General features: G+C 40.5%; 17 protein-coding genes, 1 other RNA gene and 1 pseudogene. 8 read left to right on the plus strand and 11 right to left on the minus strand.

Annotated elements, in window-relative coordinates; translation table 11 throughout:
• Window positions 1-38: 38 nt before the first annotated feature.
• The 3 genes from ACRWQN_RS17260 to ACRWQN_RS17270 all read left to right on the plus strand — a co-directional run bounded on the left by ACRWQN_RS17260 (window position 39) and on the right by ACRWQN_RS17270 (window position 1,387).
• Window positions 39-347 (plus strand): cell division protein ZapA, encoded by a 309-nt coding sequence (locus ACRWQN_RS17260; RefSeq protein WP_226413388.1) that lies wholly within the window; start codon window positions 39-41, stop codon window positions 345-347.
• A 42-nt stretch (window positions 348-389) separates the two neighbouring features.
• A non-coding RNA gene (ssrS, locus tag ACRWQN_RS17265) (6S RNA) lies at window positions 390-572 on the plus strand.
• Window positions 573-580: 8 nt separating this feature from the next.
• Window positions 581-1,387 carry a 5-formyltetrahydrofolate cyclo-ligase gene (locus ACRWQN_RS17270; protein WP_434927124.1) on the plus strand — a complete coding sequence of 269 codons (807 nt, stop codon included), beginning with the start codon at window positions 581-583 and terminating at the stop codon, window positions 1,385-1,387.
• Between the two features lie 181 nt (window positions 1,388-1,568).
• On the opposite strand, the pseudogene ACRWQN_RS17275 reads toward ACRWQN_RS17270, so the two are convergent.
• The 6 genes and pseudogenes from ACRWQN_RS17275 to gloA2 all read right to left on the minus strand — a co-directional run bounded on the left by ACRWQN_RS17275 (window position 1,569) and on the right by gloA2 (window position 6,588).
• Window positions 1,569-2,893, minus strand: a pseudogene (locus ACRWQN_RS17275) (O-acetylhomoserine aminocarboxypropyltransferase/cysteine synthase family protein).
• A 109-nt stretch (window positions 2,894-3,002) separates the two neighbouring features.
• Window positions 3,003-3,728 carry a dihydromonapterin reductase gene (folM, locus tag ACRWQN_RS17280; RefSeq protein WP_434939110.1) on the minus strand — a complete coding sequence of 242 codons (726 nt, stop codon included), beginning with the start codon at window positions 3,726-3,728 and terminating at the stop codon, window positions 3,003-3,005.
• 204 nt (window positions 3,729-3,932) lie between these two features.
• The gene (locus ACRWQN_RS17285; protein ID WP_226413380.1) at window positions 3,933-4,235 is read right to left on the minus strand and encodes an AzlD domain-containing protein; all 303 of its coding nucleotides are present in this window, start codon (window positions 4,233-4,235) and stop codon (window positions 3,933-3,935) included.
• Complete coding sequence (locus tag ACRWQN_RS17290) at window positions 4,235-4,966, minus strand: AzlC family ABC transporter permease (protein WP_434940694.1); 732 nt, start codon at window positions 4,964-4,966, stop codon at window positions 4,235-4,237. The genes ACRWQN_RS17285 and ACRWQN_RS17290 overlap by 1 nt, the downstream gene beginning before the upstream one ends.
• Window positions 4,967-5,190: 224 nt before the next feature.
• Window positions 5,191-6,120 carry an ion transporter gene (locus ACRWQN_RS17295; protein WP_434939111.1) on the minus strand — a complete coding sequence of 310 codons (930 nt, stop codon included), beginning with the start codon at window positions 6,118-6,120 and terminating at the stop codon, window positions 5,191-5,193.
• A gap of 78 nt (window positions 6,121-6,198) precedes the next feature.
• Window positions 6,199-6,588: an SMU1112c/YaeR family gloxylase I-like metalloprotein gene (gloA2, locus tag ACRWQN_RS17300; RefSeq protein ID WP_434931963.1), complete on the minus strand. Its 390-nt coding sequence runs from the start codon at window positions 6,586-6,588 to the stop codon at window positions 6,199-6,201.
• 181 nt (window positions 6,589-6,769) lie between these two features.
• Here gloA2 and ACRWQN_RS17305 point away from each other — a divergent pair, with 181 nt between their 5' ends.
• Window positions 6,770-7,690, plus strand: a complete 921-nt coding sequence (locus ACRWQN_RS17305; protein ID WP_226413374.1) for a manganese-dependent inorganic pyrophosphatase — start codon at window positions 6,770-6,772, stop codon at window positions 7,688-7,690.
• Between the two features lie 185 nt (window positions 7,691-7,875).
• Here ACRWQN_RS17305 and ACRWQN_RS17310 read toward each other — a convergent pair whose 3' ends face one another.
• Window positions 7,876-10,944, minus strand: a complete 3,069-nt coding sequence (locus ACRWQN_RS17310) for a transglycosylase domain-containing protein (protein ID WP_434939112.1) — start codon at window positions 10,942-10,944, stop codon at window positions 7,876-7,878.
• Window positions 10,945-11,340: 396 nt separating this feature from the next.
• Between ACRWQN_RS17310 and ACRWQN_RS17315 the strand changes: the two genes are divergently transcribed.
• Both ACRWQN_RS17315 and ACRWQN_RS17320 read left to right on the plus strand, forming a co-directional pair.
• Window positions 11,341-12,222 carry a DUF72 domain-containing protein gene (locus ACRWQN_RS17315; RefSeq protein WP_434939113.1) on the plus strand — a complete coding sequence of 294 codons (882 nt, stop codon included), beginning with the start codon at window positions 11,341-11,343 and terminating at the stop codon, window positions 12,220-12,222.
• Window positions 12,223-12,549: 327 nt separating this feature from the next.
• Window positions 12,550-13,626 (plus strand): ABC transporter substrate-binding protein, encoded by a 1,077-nt coding sequence (locus ACRWQN_RS17320; protein WP_434939114.1) that lies wholly within the window; start codon window positions 12,550-12,552, stop codon window positions 13,624-13,626.
• A gap of 253 nt (window positions 13,627-13,879) precedes the next feature.
• Here ACRWQN_RS17320 and ACRWQN_RS17325 read toward each other — a convergent pair whose 3' ends face one another.
• Both ACRWQN_RS17325 and ACRWQN_RS17330 read right to left on the minus strand, forming a co-directional pair.
• A complete protein-coding gene (locus ACRWQN_RS17325; RefSeq protein ID WP_434939115.1) occupies window positions 13,880-14,719 on the minus strand; it encodes a DUF4339 domain-containing protein in 840 nt (279 codons plus the stop codon).
• A gap of 23 nt (window positions 14,720-14,742) precedes the next feature.
• On the minus strand, window positions 14,743-15,174 hold the full coding sequence (locus tag ACRWQN_RS17330; protein ID WP_434927133.1) for a DUF4339 domain-containing protein: 432 nt from the start codon (window positions 15,172-15,174) through the stop codon (window positions 14,743-14,745).
• Between the two features lie 668 nt (window positions 15,175-15,842).
• Between ACRWQN_RS17330 and ACRWQN_RS17335 the strand changes: the two genes are divergently transcribed.
• Together ACRWQN_RS17335 and ACRWQN_RS17340 are read left to right on the plus strand one after the other, a co-directional pair.
• Entirely contained in the window at window positions 15,843-16,472 is a 630-nt protein-coding gene (locus tag ACRWQN_RS17335; protein ID WP_434927134.1) for a helix-turn-helix domain-containing protein, read from the plus strand.
• A gap of 77 nt (window positions 16,473-16,549) precedes the next feature.
• A complete protein-coding gene (locus ACRWQN_RS17340) occupies window positions 16,550-17,992 on the plus strand; it encodes a DUF4892 domain-containing protein (RefSeq protein WP_434939116.1) in 1,443 nt (480 codons plus the stop codon).
• Window positions 17,993-18,153: 161 nt separating this feature from the next.
• On the opposite strand, the gene ACRWQN_RS17345 is transcribed toward ACRWQN_RS17340, so the two are convergent.
• Entirely contained in the window at window positions 18,154-18,741 is a 588-nt protein-coding gene (locus ACRWQN_RS17345) for a hypothetical protein (RefSeq protein WP_434939117.1), read from the minus strand.
• Between the two features lie 147 nt (window positions 18,742-18,888).
• Window positions 18,889-20,109: a hypothetical protein gene (locus ACRWQN_RS17350; protein WP_434939118.1), complete on the minus strand. Its 1,221-nt coding sequence runs from the start codon at window positions 20,107-20,109 to the stop codon at window positions 18,889-18,891.
• Between the last annotated feature and the right edge of the window lie 6 nt (window positions 20,110-20,115).

Below are 20,115 nucleotides of genomic sequence, written 5' to 3' on the forward strand. Positions count from 1 at the left end.
CAAAATAAGCTTTTATTAAAGGATCTTGCCGCGACATTATGAGTACCAGCGCAGTTGAAATAACCCTTCTAGGGCGCACCTACTCTATCGCATGTCCAAAAGGACGCGAGGATACCTTACGCTCGGTGGCTAGCGAGGTCGAAAAACAACTGACCAACCTTAAAACCCGTACCAATAATTTAAGTCGTGAAGAATTAGCCATTATGGCCGCGCTTAATATTGGTAACGAGCTGTACGAAGAAAAGCAAAAAAATAGACACTATATGGCGCAAATGGACGAGCGTATTTCTTTGTTACAATCAACATTGGAACATTCGTTGATTGAAAGAAGCCGCAAGGACGACTAAAATAAGTTTTAGATACTTGCTTTAGCAATTATCAACCTGTTTTGCTCCCTGGGATACGCGTGTGTGGGTAATGTCCCTGTGCCGATATTTACAAACCCAGGGTGAATGCTTTCATTGACATTGTGCATGCTCGGCTCGTATCGAGAAGCCTTAGGATATGAACATTTACCCGCCTTGAACCTACGGTTCAAGGGCTTACACCTACTACGGTATCTTGGGGAGCATCCTAATTTATGACTATTACTCGCTACATGAACACTGCTGAATTACCTGCAGAGTCAGAGCCCGCTAATACTACATACTTTTCATCAGTAAATAAAAACTTAGACAGTGCTAATCAAGCCCTGTCTGCTGTAGATGCCAATAATCAACACTTACATATTGATAATCTAGCCCATCAAGATTCTGGTTTTGAACTAAGCAACCAAGAGCGTTATGCCTTGTTCGATAGTCAGGGCATGAGCCGTGACTTTATTCGCCGCCACATTCGTCATGAGCGTAAAAGCTTTACCGTTGCGGAACAACACCAATTAGCCTTAATTGCTAGCCGCCATATGTTAGCTGAAATTCAGCAACGTAATGCCGAGCACGTCGCATTGTACTTTAGTCATGATGGTGAGTTAGCAACCGAAAAGCTGATTGAAGCGTTATGGCATATTGGGGTGAAAACCTATTTACCCTTAATACATCCATTCAGTCCAGGTCATTTATTATTTTGCCACTACCATCGCGACTCGGTATTGATTAAGAATAAGTTTGGTATTTCAGAGCCTAAACTTAATGTACAAGACATAATTCCTACGCCCAAGCTAGACATGATTGTCACCCCACTGGTGGCGTTTGATGCTAGTTGTAATCGTATGGGAATGGGTGGCGGCTATTACGACCGAACCTTAAAAAACAGCGTGAACAATAAACCTCTGGCGGTTGGATTTGCCCACGACTGCCAACAGGTGAGCCATTTACCGATTGAGTGTTGGGATATTCCGCTGCCATTAGTGATAACCCCAACACGACGTTTAGCCAAAGCAGGCGTCTAGGGTCTGTTGAACTTTCAAGATTGTTTTTGCAGCGAAGTTCAACGGACCTAGTCATTTAGCCCGCTTAGCTTTTATAGGCTGCTTGATAACAAAAATCCCCATTACATTGATATGTAATGGGGATTTTTGTTTAAGCTAACGTTTACTTTTAGCGCTTAATTACACTGCAGTTAACAGTGCATTAACTTGAAGCTTTATCCAGCGCCTGACTCACATCGGCAATAATATCGTCGATATGTTCAATACCCACAGAGATTCTGACTAGGTCCTCTGATACACCCGCCTTAGCAAGCTCAGCGGCATCCAGTTGTCTGTGAGTAGTACTGGCTGGGTGACACGCAAGTGACTTGGCATCACCAATATTCACTAGACGTAACACCATTTGCAGTGCATCAATAAACTTACCGCCCGCGACTTTACCAGCCTGCGCATCTGCCGCTTTAATACCAAAGCTAACAATACCAGAGGCTTTACCGCCAGTAATTTTCTGACAACGTTCAAATTGTGGGCTATTCGGTAGCGCGGCATAATTCACCCAGCTGACGTTAGGATGATTTTCTAAAAACTGAGCTAAAGTTAAGGCGTTACTACAATGGCGCTCCATGCGTAAGCTCAATGTTTCTAGACCTTGTAGTAACAAAAATGCGCTTTGTGGTGATAATGCAGCACCCGTATTACGTAGCGGCACTACGCGACAACGGCCAATAAATGCAGCAGGGCCAAAGGCGCCTGGGTATAAACCACTCCGTGATAAGACGGATCTGGCTCATTTAATAATCCAAAACGGGCTTTATTCGCCACCCAATCAAATTTACCTGAATCAATAATCACTCCGCCAATGGTAGTACCGTGACCGCCTATGTATTTGGTCAGTGAGTGAATAACAATGTCAGCACCGTGGTCGAATGCACGACATAACACTGGTGTTGCTACGGTATTATCAACAATTAACGGCACGCCATGTTTATGGGCAATTTCAGCTAAACGCTGTAAGTCGACCACATTACCGGCTGGATTACCTATTGACTCACAAAATAGTGCTTTGGTTTTATCATCAATTAGCGCATCAAGACCCGCGTAATCATCATACGCTGCCATACGCACTTCAACGCCTTGGCGCGGCAACGTATGGGCAAATAAATTATAGGTGCCACCGTATAACTGGCTAGTACTAACAATGTTATCGCCGACCTGGGTTAACGCCTGAATCGCATACGTAATTGCTGCCATACCTGATGCAACGGCCAAGGCTGCAATGCCACCTTCAATGGCTGCCATGCGTTGTTCAAGCACATCCGTTGTCGGGTTCATTATGCGAGTATAGATGTTGCCAGGTACTTTTAAATCAAATAAATCGGCACCGTGCTGGGTATCATCGAAGGTGTATGACGTGGTTTGGTAAATCGGCACTGCAGCAGCCTTGGTGGTCGCTTCTGACTTATAGCCATGGTGTAACGCAAGCGATTCAAGCTTTAAATTTGCCGTAAACTGAGTATCTGCTGACATAAACCTTCCTTGTGGTGATGGTTAGTGTGAAATATTGATTAATATCCACACTAACAAATAGCCATCTAGAAGTCTAAATGTTTTTTATCTTCATTTAAAACTGTGTTGATTACACCAAATGCCTGCCACCATCAACCGCATAACTGCGGCCGGTAACGTAATGGCTTGATTGTAGGTATTCCACTAGCGCAATAATTTCGCTATTACCGGCTTCTTTGGGTAAAACCGCTTTAGCTAGCGCTTTGATTTTGTAAGCTTCATCGTCGTGTTCGTTAAATAAAATCATTGCCGGTGCAATAGAATTTACTTTAACGTGTGGCGCTAATTTTGCGGCAAAAGATAAGGTTAAGTTGTGCAGCGCGGCTTTACTAGCAGCATAGGCAATGTGTTTTTTACTGCCCTTTTCGGCGACATAGTCAGTAATATGAATAATATTGCTGGCACCAATAGTCTGATGATTTAACTGCGCTGTTGAGATCAGTAAGTCAGCTAGCGCTAAGTTGATTTCGTAAGGGGCATTTACATGCACTTGCATCATACGATTAATGGTTTCACTGGCGCTTAAGCCGCTGTTATCGGGTAACCAATCGGAGGCATTATGAATGATGCAGTCTAAACGAGTAGATGCGTTAACTTGCTCAATCAAGTGCACTATCGATGCAGCATCAGTTAAATCGCATTGAATAAGGGTTGCACCTAACTTACGTAACTGCTCTATGCTGTCATAGTGGCTGCGATAAGTGCCAATCACATTATCTCCACGGGCTAAAAAGTGTTTTGCTAGTGCATAACCTATCCGTTTACCCACGCCTGTAATTAATAGCGTTTTATTCATAACATCCTCTTTATTAACTACCACAGCGTTTTGGATTATCAAAAGCCTAATAGATTTAACGTCTCATATCGTTAAGTATTTAACGTTTATTTAGTTAAGCTTTGACTGCTTAATTTATCCGCTTGAATAAAGTTGCATTGATTATTGTAACTGACTCTAAATACAACTAGATGACAGTTATTACGTCCAAAGTTACTGTTCGGTTTAATAAATAATAAAAAATAGTCCCATACTCACAATAGTGGTTAATAGGGTATTTTTAGTCAGCCATGCCAGTAATGTCGCAACGACGGCGCAGATAAGGTAAGGATTAGACAATGAAATATCGAGCTGACTTTCAGGCGCAAACACGATAGGAGCAAAAATAGCCGTTAACACTGCAGGGGCGGAATAACTTAAAAAAGTCAGTGTTTTTTGGTTTAAGCGTATTGGCACTTTAGGCTCTAATAAAATATGCCGACTGGCAAACACAATAATCGCCATTAAAATAATTGTTAACCAAATCATTATTGCACCTCCTTGTTTGCAGCCTGCTTACTAGCATCGTCGGGTTGAAGAGGATTAGGCTCTGAATGCTGACTTTCCGACTGTAATTCGCCGGTTAATTTAGCGTAACTGTAACCCGCTATCATGCCTGACAATGAGGCAATTAATAACCCAGATTGTAACCCTAATACCGCACAGACTACTGCTAATACTAATGACACCAACACACAAATTAACACCGAAGGTTTAGTCACTGTTGGCACTACAATGGCAATAAAGGTGGCTGCGATGGCAAAATCTAGCCCGAGCTCACCAAGATTATCAATATTTTGTCCTGCTATAATGCCAATGAAGGTCGCGATATTCCACCCAAGATAAAAGGTAAAGCCGCCACCAAGGGCATACCAGGGGTCAAACTTATGTTGCTGGCCATGATTGGCTATCGCAAATAATTCATCGGTTAATAGAAAACCTAATGACAATCGCCACTTCAATGGTAATGGACTAATTCGATTACGCATTGCCATTGCATATAACACGTGACGTGAAGTGATCAACAAAGTGGTGATAAGAATACCGCTTAAACCAACGCCGGCTTTTATCATCCCTAACGCCACTAGCTGGGCGCTACCGGCAAAAATAATCGCTGACATGGCTTGGCTTTGCAAGCCGGTTAACCCGACCTCAAGCGCAAATGATCCCGCTAATATGCCCCATGGAATAACCGCTATGGTTAATGGCATCACCGCCAAAGCGCCTAACCAATACGATTTAGCCCGGCTAGATGATGCGCTTTTAGAAGATAATACATTCGGCGCCGACACTCGAATTCCTTGTGCTTATAAATGAACTATTTAGATTAACCTGAACCCATAAAAAAAGCCCTTGAAAATTTTTAAGGGCTTTGTTTTTAATATCAACAGGTTCAATTCAGCTTGATGCTGCCAATGTATAGGGTGAGTACATCAACCAGAACTTACTTCACTTTTGTAGCAGCTGCCTGACTTGCTAAAACAGATGCTTGCTGCTGAATAACCAAGGCGGTGAGTTGATCAATTTTATCATGCAACTTTTGCATATCTTCCACGCTGGCGTATGACGCGACTTGGGATGTAGTCGATGTTGGCTCCGTCGATACTTCAGTCACTTCAGTAGTTTTTTCATCAAGCTGTGCGTCCAGTGCTTGCTTCGCCTTTGCCTCACTCATCAGACGGCTTTCTTCACTCATTACATCTAATACCGTGCCCACCATCATATTTAAAAAGGTGAAGGTGGTTAAAAAGATAAAACTTAAATAAAACATCCAACTTAACGGATAAACTGCCATGGTTTCATACATAATTGATGTCCACGACTCGAACGTGGAAATACGAAACAGGGTCAACATGGCAATAGACACATCGCCCCATAAAAACTCATTGATGTGAGCAAAGAACATGCTACCTACTGCGCCATAAATATAAAAAATGACAAACATCAATAACACTATGTAGCCCATGCGAGGAATGGCTTTAAATAAAGCATTAATCAACATTCGCAGCTCAGGCACCATAGACACTAAACGCAGTACCCGAAATATTCTTAATAATCGAGCCAGTAAAACGGTTGAACCGCCGAGTGGAATTAAGCTGCCAATCACAATAATGGTGTCGAAAATATTCCATCCTTTAGAAAAAAAGCTTTTAACGCCATCACTGGCAAGGTAGCGAATAATTAATTCGAAAAGAAAAAACACCGTAATGCCGATGTCTAACACCCATAAGCTACTTTCTAACCATTGGGGTAAATGATAGGTGTGAGCGCCAATCGATAATGCCGACACCACGATGACAAAAATCACAAACCCCTGAAAGGTCTTACTGCGATCAATGATTTTTAGTTTATTTTGTATGGCGGTAATAGACATAAAAATGAGCGCTCCTGCAAATATAAGTACAACAGATAAAATGTTGCAGGAGACTACAGAGTTTGGCTTAATTTTGCATTAAAAATGATCAGCATAAAGCTCTAACGGTAAACCGTCGGGGTCATTAAAAAAGGTAAATCGTTTTTGAGTGTATTCATCGACGCGAATAGGCTCAACATCAATATTGTGGGAAACCAAATGTGCAACCACTTGATCAATATCATCGACCCGAAAGGCTAAATGGCGTAACCCTTGAGCCTCGGGATAACTGGGTCTAAGCGGTGCATTATTAAAAGAGAAGAGTTCAATTTGGCTGCCATCGGGTAAGGCTAAATCCAGCTTGTAGGAGTCACGTTCGGCGCGGTAATTCTCAGCTATTATCCGTAAGCCTAATATATGATGATAAAAGGTCTTTGAGCGTGCATAGTCGCCACAAATAATGGCCACATGATGAATACCAAGTAACATAGTAAAATCCTCTTTCAACATATAATAGCCCTGATTTTATAGTACAGTTAGGTCAAGGGCTAGATTGGGACTCAGCCAGCTTAAGCTTTTTAACACCGCATGATAGCTTTTTTTCGGATAAGGATTGGTCAAGCATTTAAATCTTGCTAAAATCAGCAGCAAATTTACAGGAGCCTTTATAATGTCAATGTATGTAGTGGGTCACAAGATCCCTGATTCAGATTCAATTTGTGGTGCGATAGCGTTAGCTTATTTAAAAAATCAAATTGGTGAGCCTGCTATTGCAGCACGTTTAGGTGAATTATCACCTGAAACGGCTTTTATTTTAGACAAATTTGGCTTTGACGCTCCTGAGTATAAAACCAGCTACGCTGGCGAAGATGTGTATATTGTTGACCATTCTGAAGTGACTCAAGCACCGGACGATATTGCCCAGGCGACGATTGTCGGTATTGTTGATCACCATAAACTCGGCGACTTAACCACTTCAACACCACTAGAGTGTTGGATCCGCCCAGTAGGTTGCAGCAACACTATTATTAAAATGATGTTTGATTTCTACCAGGTAGAAATTCCAGCTAATATCGCTGGCATTATGATGTGCGCTATTTTAAGCGACACGGTAATCTTTAAATCACCTACCTGTACTACAGCGGATATTCGCTGTGTTGAAGCATTAGCGGTGATTGCTGGTATTGAAGACTTTAAAGACCTAGGCATGGATATGTTTAAGGTTAAGTCTGCGGTTGAAGGTACTCCGGCACGCGACTTAGTGATGCGTGACTTTAAAGATTTCAACATGAACGGTAACCTAGTGGGCATTGGTCAGCTAGAAGTGATTGATTTAGCGGTTTTTGATGCCATTAAAGCCGATCTAGTGGCTGATATTGCCTTATTAAAACAAGAAGGCAATCGTCATAGTGTGTTGTTATTGCTCACAGACATTATGAAAGAAGGCTCTGAAATGTTAGTAATTTCAGACAGTGAAGATTTAACTGAACGTGCTTATGGCAAACCGACAGTCGATGGCAAAGTGTGGTTAGACGGCGTATTAAGCCGTAAGAAACAAGTTGTGCCGTCATTACAAGATGCTTTTGCATAATCGCTAGTAGCATAAAGTTGAGCATAGTCTCCGTTGATTCTAAGCTTAACACTAGGTCGTAAAGCTGGCTTTAATGGCCTGTTTACGCAATAAAAAAGTCAGCAATAATCGCTGACTTTTTTATTGCTCGGTTTTGAGGGAATTACCCCGCCTCCAGCTCACCTTGTTTCAACTATTTAACGCGACTAAATACCAGTAGATTCTGCTACACATAAAGGCTGCTGGCTAAATAATTGCGGCGTCAGTATTGGCAGCATACCCTTCAATACTTGTAACGGCAGTGCTGAGGTAAAACTAAAATCATCTGCTTTAGCCCCAGGCACAAATGCGGTTAAGGTGCCGAAATAATTATCACCCAGGTAAAATACAAAGGTAGCAGTTCGGTTCATAGCAGTTGAAGACACCTTACGTCCGTTACGAATTTCAGTCGCGATGCGGTTATCCCCTGTGCCCGTTTTGCCACCTAGGCGAACCAAAGTACCATCAACATTGATAATGCTGCCGTTTAATCGCCTTGCTGTGCCCTTTTCTACCACATTGGCAAGCGCATTTTTCAACGCGGTTGCTACCTCAGGCTTGAATACTCGAACAGGTTGCTGGGTACTATTGGCTAATTTAACCTCATAGGGCGTATTTGAAGCAAATTGTAATTCTTCTATCCGTATTGTGGGTGCTCGCACACCGTCATTTTGAATAATACCCATTAGTTCAGCTAAGGCTGCTGGACGATCGCCAGAACTGCCAAGGGCCGAGCCAAGTGATGGCACGATAAAATCAAATGGATATCCCATTCTCTGCCAGCGTTGATGAATACTTAAAAAAGCCTCAACTTCCAACATCACTTTAATGCGACTATCGCGAGCATTTTGATGGCGGGTACGGAATAACCATCGATAGACCTCAATCAAAGTGGCTTGGCTGTCTTCTAACACTTGTGTCATACCGGCACTAGGGTAATCATTCAAATAACTCAGCACCCACAGCTCTAGTGGATGAACCCGCGCAATATAGCCTTGATCGGCAAGATTAAACTTATCTGAGCCATACTTGTTATATAGGCTGCTAATTTGTTTATCACTAAAGACTTTATCAGGCATTTTTTCAGCTAAAAATAGCTTTAAATCCTGATCACTTTTGTAAGGTTGTAGGAAGCGGTACGTCGCACTAAGTCGATGTTCGCTGGCTTGTACACCATTGAAAAATGTCGCTAATCTTTGTTCTGGTGATAATGACTGATACTTGCGATAGAAGCGTCGTACAAAGGTGCTGCCTTCTCGTTTCGCAAACGCTTTTAAGTATTCCTCACGGCGAGGGTCTTTATCATTGCGCAGTAATTGCGCCATGCTACCTTCACTATTATAGCTACTACTATAGTTAACAATATCCTGCATCAAACGTACAAACGGCAAGTTAACTGAGTCTTGCAAGGCTTCATATAAAGTTGGATTTCTGCTGTCTTCCTTCTTTTGGAAGTTACTGAAAACATGCAAACCACCGCCGGTAAAAAAGCGTTCATACGCCGATGCCGAATAGCGTCTTTCAAGCGCCGCATTTAACATACGCGTTAAATTACGGTCACGGGTTTCAATTAAATAATCGACCACCCAACGGGTGATTTTATCTTTGGGTTCAACATCGATTCGATATAAATCGGTGACAGTTTTATCTTCAAAGCGATGCTGTAATTCTGCAATAATTTCCAGATATGTCGCTAATACTCTTAATTTAGCAGTAGAACCTAACTCGAGTTTACTGCCTTCGTTAATATCAAAAGGTTGATCGGTACTGTCTGTTTGTACCCGGACTCGATTAGCACCTTGATGCTTTTCAAATAGGGTAAAACTATAAAGTACATTAGGGAGCTGTTCAGGGGTCAGTAATCGCTCACCTAACAACCCCACCTTTTGGGCGTATTCTTGCTGACCAAGGCTACGTAAGTACTCACCCACTTGCTGTTGTAAATCACCATGGAAGGTACTGTTAACCGTTAAGTCTAAGCGGTCTAAGTCAAATAAACTGCTCGACAACATGCTCGCGGTTCTAATGCGAACCGCATTAACGCCCTTGTTGTTAGGATTATCTGGATGGCCTCTGCGTCGATCAAACTGCAGCTGTTGTTGCATAGCCGAGTTCATTAGCTTAGGGTCAATCAATGCATAGCTAACCAGCAAGCGCAAATGACTGTCTACCAGCACTTCTAAGTCATCATGACCTTTTAGTAAGTAATATGATGGACGACGCTGTGCAATCATTAAGGCGACAATTTGTCGAAACACTTGCCCACGCTCAGCAGCAGTAGCGGGATCATGTCCTGACAGCAGTAATCGGTTGGCTCGATTAAAATCGGTTTTAAACCAGGCCCACAAACCATCGCCAATACCGTGAACCTCACCAAAGCCTGGCGCAGATGACAGGGGCACAGTATTTAAGTAATCTTGAACAATACGCTGCCTGGCGGCAAGGGTATTTTCACCTTGCTGATAAACGCGGATCATCGCCGAACCAATTTGCAATAACTTATCTTCAATACTAGAGGTTAAACCGAATTCAGAGTGGCGAAACTTTTCAATTTGGGTCGCTAAAGTACTGCCACCAGCATTTGACATATTCAAGCCAGCTTTTTCGGCAATTTGGGTAATACCAGCAACCACAAATCGAGGCCAATCAATCACAGGGTTGTGGTTAGGCTCAGGGTTCCAAAGCTCACGGTTTTCAATGAAAAGTAATGTATTAACCACTTCACTGGGGATCATGTCGGTGTCTTGATACGCACGACTAGGGTACAGAGCATCGAATACAGCTTGATTACGACAATCTTGAATAATTAAACCAGATTGTGCTTTTTCATGGTAAGGCGGAAAAAAACCATATTCGGTATAGTCCATTAACATAGGCGAAAAGCTAGCTTGCTGCTCGATAGTGAAGCCATTTTTAACTAGCTTATCAATATATTGGGGTAACTTAGTATAGCCATGACGGATATCAAACGGGCCATACTTTGGATAAATAACTTTGTCGGTAGCAAAAGGAACAACTTGATAAGTCAGCTGTGTGCCATAATGATGAACTAATTTAGATTGGTAATGGGAGGTTTTAACTTCAAACGCAACAAAAACACTAACAGCCACTAATAAAATGATGAAAAGCAAGATAAACAGCAGTTTACCTCTGCGGCTAGAGTTAGCTTTTTGCTTTTGTTGAGAAGATTGAGGCCGATAATTATCAAACTTCATATCTAGGTTTGGATCTGACACAATCACTCCGGTGAAAACCAAAACACTGACAACATGTCAGCAATGTTCCGCGCGATAATATAACATGAAATCGCCGAGGCATTTTATCAGATAGCGGTAGTGTTGAGATAGATGGATAAATGATAAGAAGTGTCTTTTTATTAGTTTGTGGTGAAAAAAGGTCATAAATGCCCATTTTACTAAGGCGGGTTAATAAGTCACTCTGCTCAACTTACAATTAAGAGATTTATAAATTACCGTGAAAATTGATAAATTCAAATACTTGAGCTCAACTGTGAACGGTAAGCTCAATTTTGCACTTTAAATCTTGCGCTGATAAAACGTAAATTTAATACAGCTAGTGGCACCAAGCCTGCTGGGTATAAATTTATTATCTTGAAATGAAGGTGGCTACAAATGAATACCGAACCTTTACTAAGATTGGGCTTAGCCATGTGGTCTCAAACACAGTGGAAGCAAAGCGTGTATGGCGATGCACCAGTATCGGCACGGTTAGAAAGATATGCACAAATATTTAATACCGTTGAAGGCAATACCACTTTTTATGCCCTACCAACATCCCCGACAGTAATGAACTGGCGAGATGCTGTACCAGAGGATTTTAGGTTTACTTTTAAACTGCCAAAAACAATCACCCATGACTTACAGTTACAACATGCTCAAGCAGAGTTAATCCACTTTTTTAATGTGATGGAGCCGTTAACTGACAAAACCGCTATGTGGAAAATTCAGCTTCCAGCAAAGTTTGGTCCTAGCTCGTTGCCAGCTCTTGAGAGATTTTTACAACAATTACCCAAGGATTTTACCTATGGCGTAGAAGTTCGTCACTGGGCATTTTTCAACAAAGGCGAGCATGAAAGAGCGTTAAACCGACTATTAATAGCGTATCAATGCAATCGTATTATTATGGATAGTCGGCCGCTATTTGCCGCAAAAGCAGATAATCCAGCGCTAATTGATGCACAAGGTAAAAAGCCTCAAGTCCCTGTTCATCCTATTGCAACCGCTCATCAACCTGTGGTGCGCTTTATTGGCCAATGTGACTCACAAATCAACCAGGCCTTTTTTCAACGCTGGCGAATTAAGCTTGCGCAATGGATAAGAGAAGGAAAGCAGCCTTATATATTTATTCATACTCCTGATAATCTTCAAGCACCTGAGCTCGCGGTCGCACTTTACAACACCTTAAAAGAAGCCGTTAAACCAAATGAGCTCGCTGAAATAAATTTACGCCAACACAGTGACAACAAATCTGACCAATTAGATTTGTTGTTCTAAATAAAACTCGATTGCAGTAAAAAGTAAGACGCATTTAAGCCAGAAATGAAACTATTATTATCTGCAAGCTAACCCGCAATAACCCTACTAATCTCCACCTCATACAAGTACCGTACACGAATGCCACAAGGCTAAAATAATTTCTCGTTATCACTACAATCACTTAGCAACGATTACGGCTATATATGGAATATAAAACCAATCCCAAACTGGCTAAAGTCCCTTTTATGAGCAATCCTTAAAGCACATGATGTACGTCTTTAGACGTACTCACACTTACTAACATTCGCTACTCTCAAAACACGAAGCTAGATAAGGACACACATTATGCAAGTAGGTAAATACTTAAAAGTACACATCCTGTTGATAGTAGGTCTGTTGATGTCGACAAATATCCTAGCTGTAACTCTTAACGTACTAGAATGGGAGGGCTACATAAGTCCGTTTAAAGAGGATTTTAAGGCCTATGCCAAAACAAAAGGAATGGAGGTGGAGTTAAATATTATGGACCCCTACATCACAGACCCTGAGCTTATTTTCAACAAGATGCGAGCCAGTGCTGCGGATGTTACTACCCCTACCCACAATTACTACAAGATGAATCAAGACAGATTACTTCAAGTTCTTCAGCCGATAGATTTCAGTAGACTGACCAACTATTCTAAAGTACTTGGTTCATTAAGGACCAGCCAATACGATGAATTTAAAGGAGAAAAATATTCAGTACCTTTGTTAGGAGGCTCATATGGCCTGGCTTACAATGCGGCTAAGCGGGATGAACCTAAGTCATGGGAAGTCCTATGGCAACCAGAAAACAAAGGCAAATACGCCATCACAGGTGATCAATTTGAAGCCAATATTTATACCACTCTATTGGTATTAGGTTATCCACCTGAATCATTTTATGACATAGATACTGCAACATTAGATAGGCCTAAAGTACAAGCAAAATTAGATAGCCTAGTACAAAATGCAGACTCATTTTGGGGCGGGATGGCTGATGTAGAACGCATGAAAGATCTAGAGCTGGTTACAACCTATTGGTTTGGCGTTGCTGCAGCCAATCAAAGCGGACAGAATTGGAAATTGGCTACCCCAAAAGAAGGCCAAACTGTGTGGTTAGATACCTTAGCCATAGGTAAGCACCTCAATGGCGAAAAACTAGATGCCGCCTATCTATTATTAGACTTTATGATCAGCGAGCCAGTGCAAAAGCGCATATTAGAAATGTACGGTTCAATCATAGTTAACGGTGAAACGGCCAAGTTACTTGACCCTCAGTTGGTTAAGGATGCCAGAGTAGGCGATGAAACATTTTTCTCAGAGCAGTATTTATGGCGTCCACTGAGCTCAAGAACACGTAATACCTATAAGCAAATGTGGAACAAAGCCAAGGCAAATTAACTAAAGAATCAAATCATAAAAAATAGCTCATCAATATAATTGATCGTTATATTTATTTTATTCTTTAATAATTCAAAGCTTAGTTATTAACAAATGAGCTATGTTAATGACTAAGTTATGGTATTAAACCGTGTCAGTAACTCAATGCTACAATCCTTTTGTAAAAGTTAATATGAGTTAAGCAAGATTAAGATTGCCGATAATTTATTTTACGGCAATCTTAACACTCATAATAACGGCAGCATTGCTCAGGTTAATAGATTGTGCGGGGCGCGTTCAGCATGTTCCAATAATGGGGAGCAGCTTGCTTTTCATCTTTAACGACTTCATCTTTAGCTTCAGAATTATCGTCGGTGATAGCGCTTTTTACGAGTGGAGTATCAGTTGTTTTGATGCTGATTTCAGCTAAGGGATTCAATTTTTTTGAATCACCTTTGAACACTGATTTAAGCATATTAGTTACGCCAGACTTCTTAGGCGATTGAGCAACCGGATCTAAACTTGTTGTCGCATTAAGTGGTTGTGTAATCACATCAACAACATCACTTTGAGAATCTGCAACGATTTTGTCGGATATTGAAAGACTTGCCAACGTTTCAGCTTTTCTTTGTGCCACACGTTGATCAAATTCTAAAACAACTTCATTAATTTCACTTTTTGCAATAACTAAAGCTGCCACTAATTCATCAAATATCCGATTAAAATTATTATAGTTTTGCGTATAAGGAATAATATTCCCCTTCATATCGTCGCTTAAGTTATTGGTCAAGCGTTTGTAAATATTGATTTCTTGCTCAAGTTCGTACAAATAAGTTTTAGTAAACTTGATATTGTCGTCCATCGATACAATGTCTAACTCGAGTTTGTTCTTTTTAGTAATAAAATCATCAACTAGTGATTGAGGTACTTGTGCTGGAGGTGTAATAGCAGAGACATATTCGTCAAACTCAGCAATCATACCAACTGGCTTCCACTGAGTAAAATGTGGGTTCCATCCATAACAGTTCGCATCATTTTTAACAAATGCTATTGCTTCAGTTGTTGTTAAAGGGCCTGTAACATCGCCTTTTTTTGAAAAAAACCACGTATTCATATTTATTATTCTTTTATTAGTTATTAAGTATGTGAACTAGAGACGCCAGCCAGGGCTTTCTGCAAGGCTTCATACTGCTCATTAACCGCTCTAATAGTCGCCTTAACCTGCTCATTTAAGTTTTGGGTCTTATTCTTACAGCTAATCGTGTCGCGATCTAAATCACTCATTGAAACACCAATAACTTGCAAAGTAGTTTCAATCCGACTCAAAGCTGTATTAAGTTCTTTCTCTTTTACTAAAAAACTCTCAATAAGCTCAAGCGGAATTTCAATAGGAGATGGTGGCGGTGTTATTGTCATTTCAAAATCGGCAATATCGCTCACTGGCATCCAATAAGCATAGGAAGGATGCCATGCATAAGTGTTTGGATTGGTTTTTACATACTTGATTGATTCAGCTAAGCCTAATGGTCCGTTAAGTTCGCCATTATTTGAGAAGTACCATTCTTTCATCGTTCCACTCTTATCCTTAAATGGTTTTTGGATGATAATTGTTTAATAAAATCATATTATGGTGGTGATTTTATACGACGAACATATGAAAAAAATATGTCGATAAAGGAAGGTATGTATATAACACCGATACAGGTTTGCGATAATATATCATGTTGCTTAATTCGACTACTTTTGAGCGGATATTTAACCAATTCACTCATTCAAACCAAGGTAGAAACAAAAAAACAACCACCCCGCAACATTAAAGCGCCAGATATACAACAATGCGCTGTTCAATGATTAGCAAAAACTGACCCCAATTCATAACAATAAACCGCAAAAAATGGGGTTATTTTATACGCCCAACGCCATAGCCTTACTTCACCTTATAATTCACTTCCTGACCAACTAAATACCAGCCGAGCCCGCCAGGGCAAGCATTATTGGAAAACAAAAATAAGCCATCATAATACACCTATGCTTGGGGAATTGTTAAAGGCTGGCTTTAAGGTTAAGTACTCATAAGATGGCCCTGTCATTTTTATTTACATCGGCATGATTATTCAAAGCGAAAACTCAATAACATTGGGGGTTAAAACACTATTTAACTGGCTTAAAAATATGTTAACCTAATGAAGGATTTCTTTTGCAATGACTGCAAATTATATTTTTACAAGGATTGTTCAATGTCTTTACAGAATATTATTACAATTGATTTACCGCTACAGCAAACCAATCAATTTTTTCATATTTCAAATTTACTGGCATTAAATTTAATTCAGTCTCACTCAGATGATGTTAAAAATACATTAAACACCCTTGAGCCTAACCCTAAAGATATGCATATAATCGTGCATTATTTCGAGTCCCCACTAATATCACTTCAACACATAGACAGCGACTTACTCAATACACACCTACATATCGCAATCTGCCCTAAATTAACGACAGAACTGGAAGTCACCTTTATCTCATCGGGATTTCATTGCAACATGCAAGCTGATGATTCTGTTGTAGATAAAATAAATTCTATTAAACAAGTACAAGCGAAAGAGATAAGTTTTAGCCATAAAGCTATTTCACGTTATGTATTACAAAAAAAGCGCTTACCTTCGTTCACCAATCGCACCAAAATTTTGGCGCTTACAACCAAAAAAGAGCAACAAATACTAGGGTTTATTTGGGATGGGCATTCAAATGAAGAAATCGCTCACAGGCTAGGCATTTCGATAAACACGGTCAAAATGCATGTGCAGAATATATATAAAAAAACCAAAATTAAAAGTCGTGGTCAATTATTTGCATTGGCTGGATAAAGATATAAAAACTTGAGCAACATATTTTTATCTAACCCGACAACTATCTCTCACTTAAATCGTCTACAGGGGACAAAATGTCTATAAAGTTACTATTCATATTTACATTAATCGCTATTTCACCATCAATCGCGGCAGCGACACAAAATGACACCTTGTTTAGTCCCCCTAAAGAAGTGAGCAAAACTAAAACGGAAACCAGAAACTTCATCGCCTATGACATTATCACCCAAATTAGCAAGGCTAACATTGATAGCCAAGTGGTAAAGGGGCAACTGAGCAGAATTAATTATCAATTACCCGTTTCATTTTCGCCACAAAACCTCATTAATAACTATAAACAACAAATTAACGCACTCAATGGGCAAGTTATTTTTGAATGTCATACACCTAACTGTTTTGATCAGGATGATTTAGCACGATTCATTTCGCCGTTAGATACCACTCCAAAAGATGAACCGTCATTGATAACCGCTAAGATCCAATTGGCTCAAAAACAGCTTTATGTTTCTGTGTATGCCATGAACTGGAAACGCGCGACTCACGTTCAATTAGACATTATTGAAGTGATTGAAGAGCCTTTAGACCTACTTAACATTAATCAAGCTTACCTAGGCACGGATATTATTCAGAAAAAATTTGCCGACTTAAGCCATAAAGACCAAAAAAACACCAAGGACCATCCTATGCTAACCCGTATTCCAGGGGCATATATTGATGAATATCAGCAGGTGGAATTTGGTGAAACATCGCTGGTAACAGGCATTCTGGACAAACAACATCAAGTTAAAACCTACCAAGGTAGAATCACCGATATTGGTTACACCCTGCCACGTGGTTATTCTGAATTCGAGGTTGATGCAAACTATCAAAATGCATTAAAGCAACTCGGCTTTATAGAACAATATAGCTGCTTAGCTAAAGCTTGTGGTAAAACAAGCCAGCTTTATCGCCATATGAAATTATTAAAATCAAATGGCATGGATGACAGCCAGCGCTACCGTTTATATCAATTGCAAAGACCACAGGGTAATGTTCAGGTCATGACGTTTGTGATTGGATATAACAACGGTTTATCAGCTGAAATCCGCATTATTGAACAAACAGACCTTAACGACAAAAGGGTCGCAATTGATTTGGAAGGGTTAACCAATAAGCTTGCAGAAACCGGTCATGTGGCGCTAGAAGGACTTATCTTCAAATTTGATAGTGATGAACTAGAAGCTGAAACCATAGATGTGATTAAAGTGGTTGCCCAATATCTACAAAGTCACCCAAAACAACAGTTCTATGTTATTGGTCATACAGATGACCAAGGCAGCCAAGCATACAATTACACTTTATCAGAAAAACGCGCCGCGGCGGTTAAAAGCATTTTGCAGCAACAATTTTCTATCCCTGTATCACAGCTAGAAGCCAAAGGTATTGGAGAATATGCCCCAGTTGCAAATAACCTAAATGAAGCCGGAAGACATAAAAATCGTCGAGTTGAACTCGTCTTACGTTCAGATGTCAAATAACCTCATTGCGGGATAACAAGCTGAATTCACACTCTTACAGCTAACATCTAAATCTAACATCTATAAACTAAAACGACTTATGCAGTCCCAATAAATAGACATCATTATATGTTTATTTGTTGGGCTTTTATCATCGCTTAATGACTTGATATTGAAATAGACTAATTATTTTTCTCAGCCCTTTGGCGTTCTACATCTGCTTTAGTTAGCCCCATAGCATCTGTCATGTAGCACACTTTTACTAACTGAAACATTTGTACTAATGCACTTATTCTTCCTGCATGCATTTGCAGGTTTAGCAGCGCCATAGTAGCGCCCACCTCATCATCACCTACCGATAAAGCGGTTTGACTTAATGCTGAATTCGCCTCGGTCAGCTCAGCAATCATACGTTGGTATTCGGTAACATTTTCAGGCGCGTAACAGGTAGATGTTTCTGGCAGTTGGCTTAAAAAAATCTGATACTCTTCAACAAACTTATTGGCCTCAACCAGAGTCTGCTCACCGAGCTGTTGCAACTGCTGTACTTTACCGCTTTTAAACACACCTACAGCACTAGTGCGCGCTTGCGCCAGTTCATTAAACTCTTCCATTAGTGCTAACTGTTTATTGGTTATTACTTGGCTGCGTTCTGTTATCGGTAACGTTTTAGCATCGAATGATTTGATAGCCGCTTGGTTACCTGCCGATGATGCAAAACTGATTGTGGCGAGTGCAGCCACCATGAGAGTGTTTCTTACAAATTCCATTTATATTAATCCTTTAATTCCTAAATTCTGATAGCAACTGTGTCAGTTACTACGTATAAAATTATGTATCTCGAGTATGCGATATAAAAACCTTTACTCTCAATTAAATAATTAATAAAAACTCAATCAAGTATATTTTTAAATACCTCAAAAAAAATACCGCGTTGCCAGCTGAACCTGTTGTTCCTGCAAGTCTACTGACTCACCTAAATAAGCCCGTGCTGCTCGGGTTGTATCCAGATAATTATACTCAAGATGCAAAAACCAGGGCCGATCGATTTGATATTGATACCCTAGCGTAATGCTATGCCCTTGTTCGTTATTATCATCATAAGGGGTGCTATCTCTGTCGGTAACACTGAAGTCTTCAAACCTTGCAGTTAATCGGTGCCTTTGCCACTTTTTACTGAATAAACCATAAAATGATGCAAAATCATTATCGACAACTGGCTCACCAAGTGTTGATGTCATTAAGGTGCTACCTGTCATAAATTGACTTATAAAATCAATATTATATGGTAAACGCCATTTAGTACCTATGTGACTAAAACGAGTATGCCAAACATACTGACCTTTTTTGACAATAAGGGTATTGGCATTATTATCGTAATACCCCACCTGAGCTTGACCCTGTTCAAGCCATGTCCATTTAGCGACTACATGGCCGCCGACTCGGTTATCCAGTTCGATAAAGGGATTAGATTCTGGTGCTTGTGCCGCGAGTTTGCCCCCCTCGGCCATAGCAGGAATAGCGGTAATTGGTAAACGTTGCTGATGAAGTGATTGCCTAGAGCTTTGAGTCCAACCATGCCACGCTAACATGGCACCTGTTGTGTCATTTGAACTAATTAACTCACTGGTCAGTGAAAAATCATGTTTGGATTGTCGATACTTCCCTAATGTTTCAACGGTAAAACTTGCGCCTAAATGCCTGACTTCTTCGCCTATCCAACTGTTCATGGTCGAATAACTTAAGGTATAAGGCGATGACCAGGCCGTGGCAATATTTTCCATTGAAATTTGTGGATACATTAAGCCAAATGCGGCGCTCAATCTAATCCCATTTTCATTCGGAATATCACGGTACTGCAATCTAGCCTCGGTAAAACCAATAGTATTTTCCAGCCCGTCTGCATATGCATTTACAACAATATGACTCGACCAACTTTCACTCCACTGGCTGTTAAGGCTACCGCCTAGCTGGCCTAACGATAGGGTTTCATTTGGACTAAACCGGAACTTACCCAGGCCACCATCAACATAGGACTGGATTGTGTCGCCATAGCTTAAGCGCACATCAACAATGCCAGATATGTCATGTTCTATCTCGTTTGCCTTGCCGACTGTTGGTAATAAAAGGCAAAGCATAATGGT

Origin of the sequence: Shewanella sp. HL-SH8 (assembly GCF_051165765.1) — a bacterium.
GTDB classification, from domain to species: Bacteria; Pseudomonadota; Gammaproteobacteria; order Enterobacterales; family Shewanellaceae; genus Shewanella; species Shewanella glacialimarina.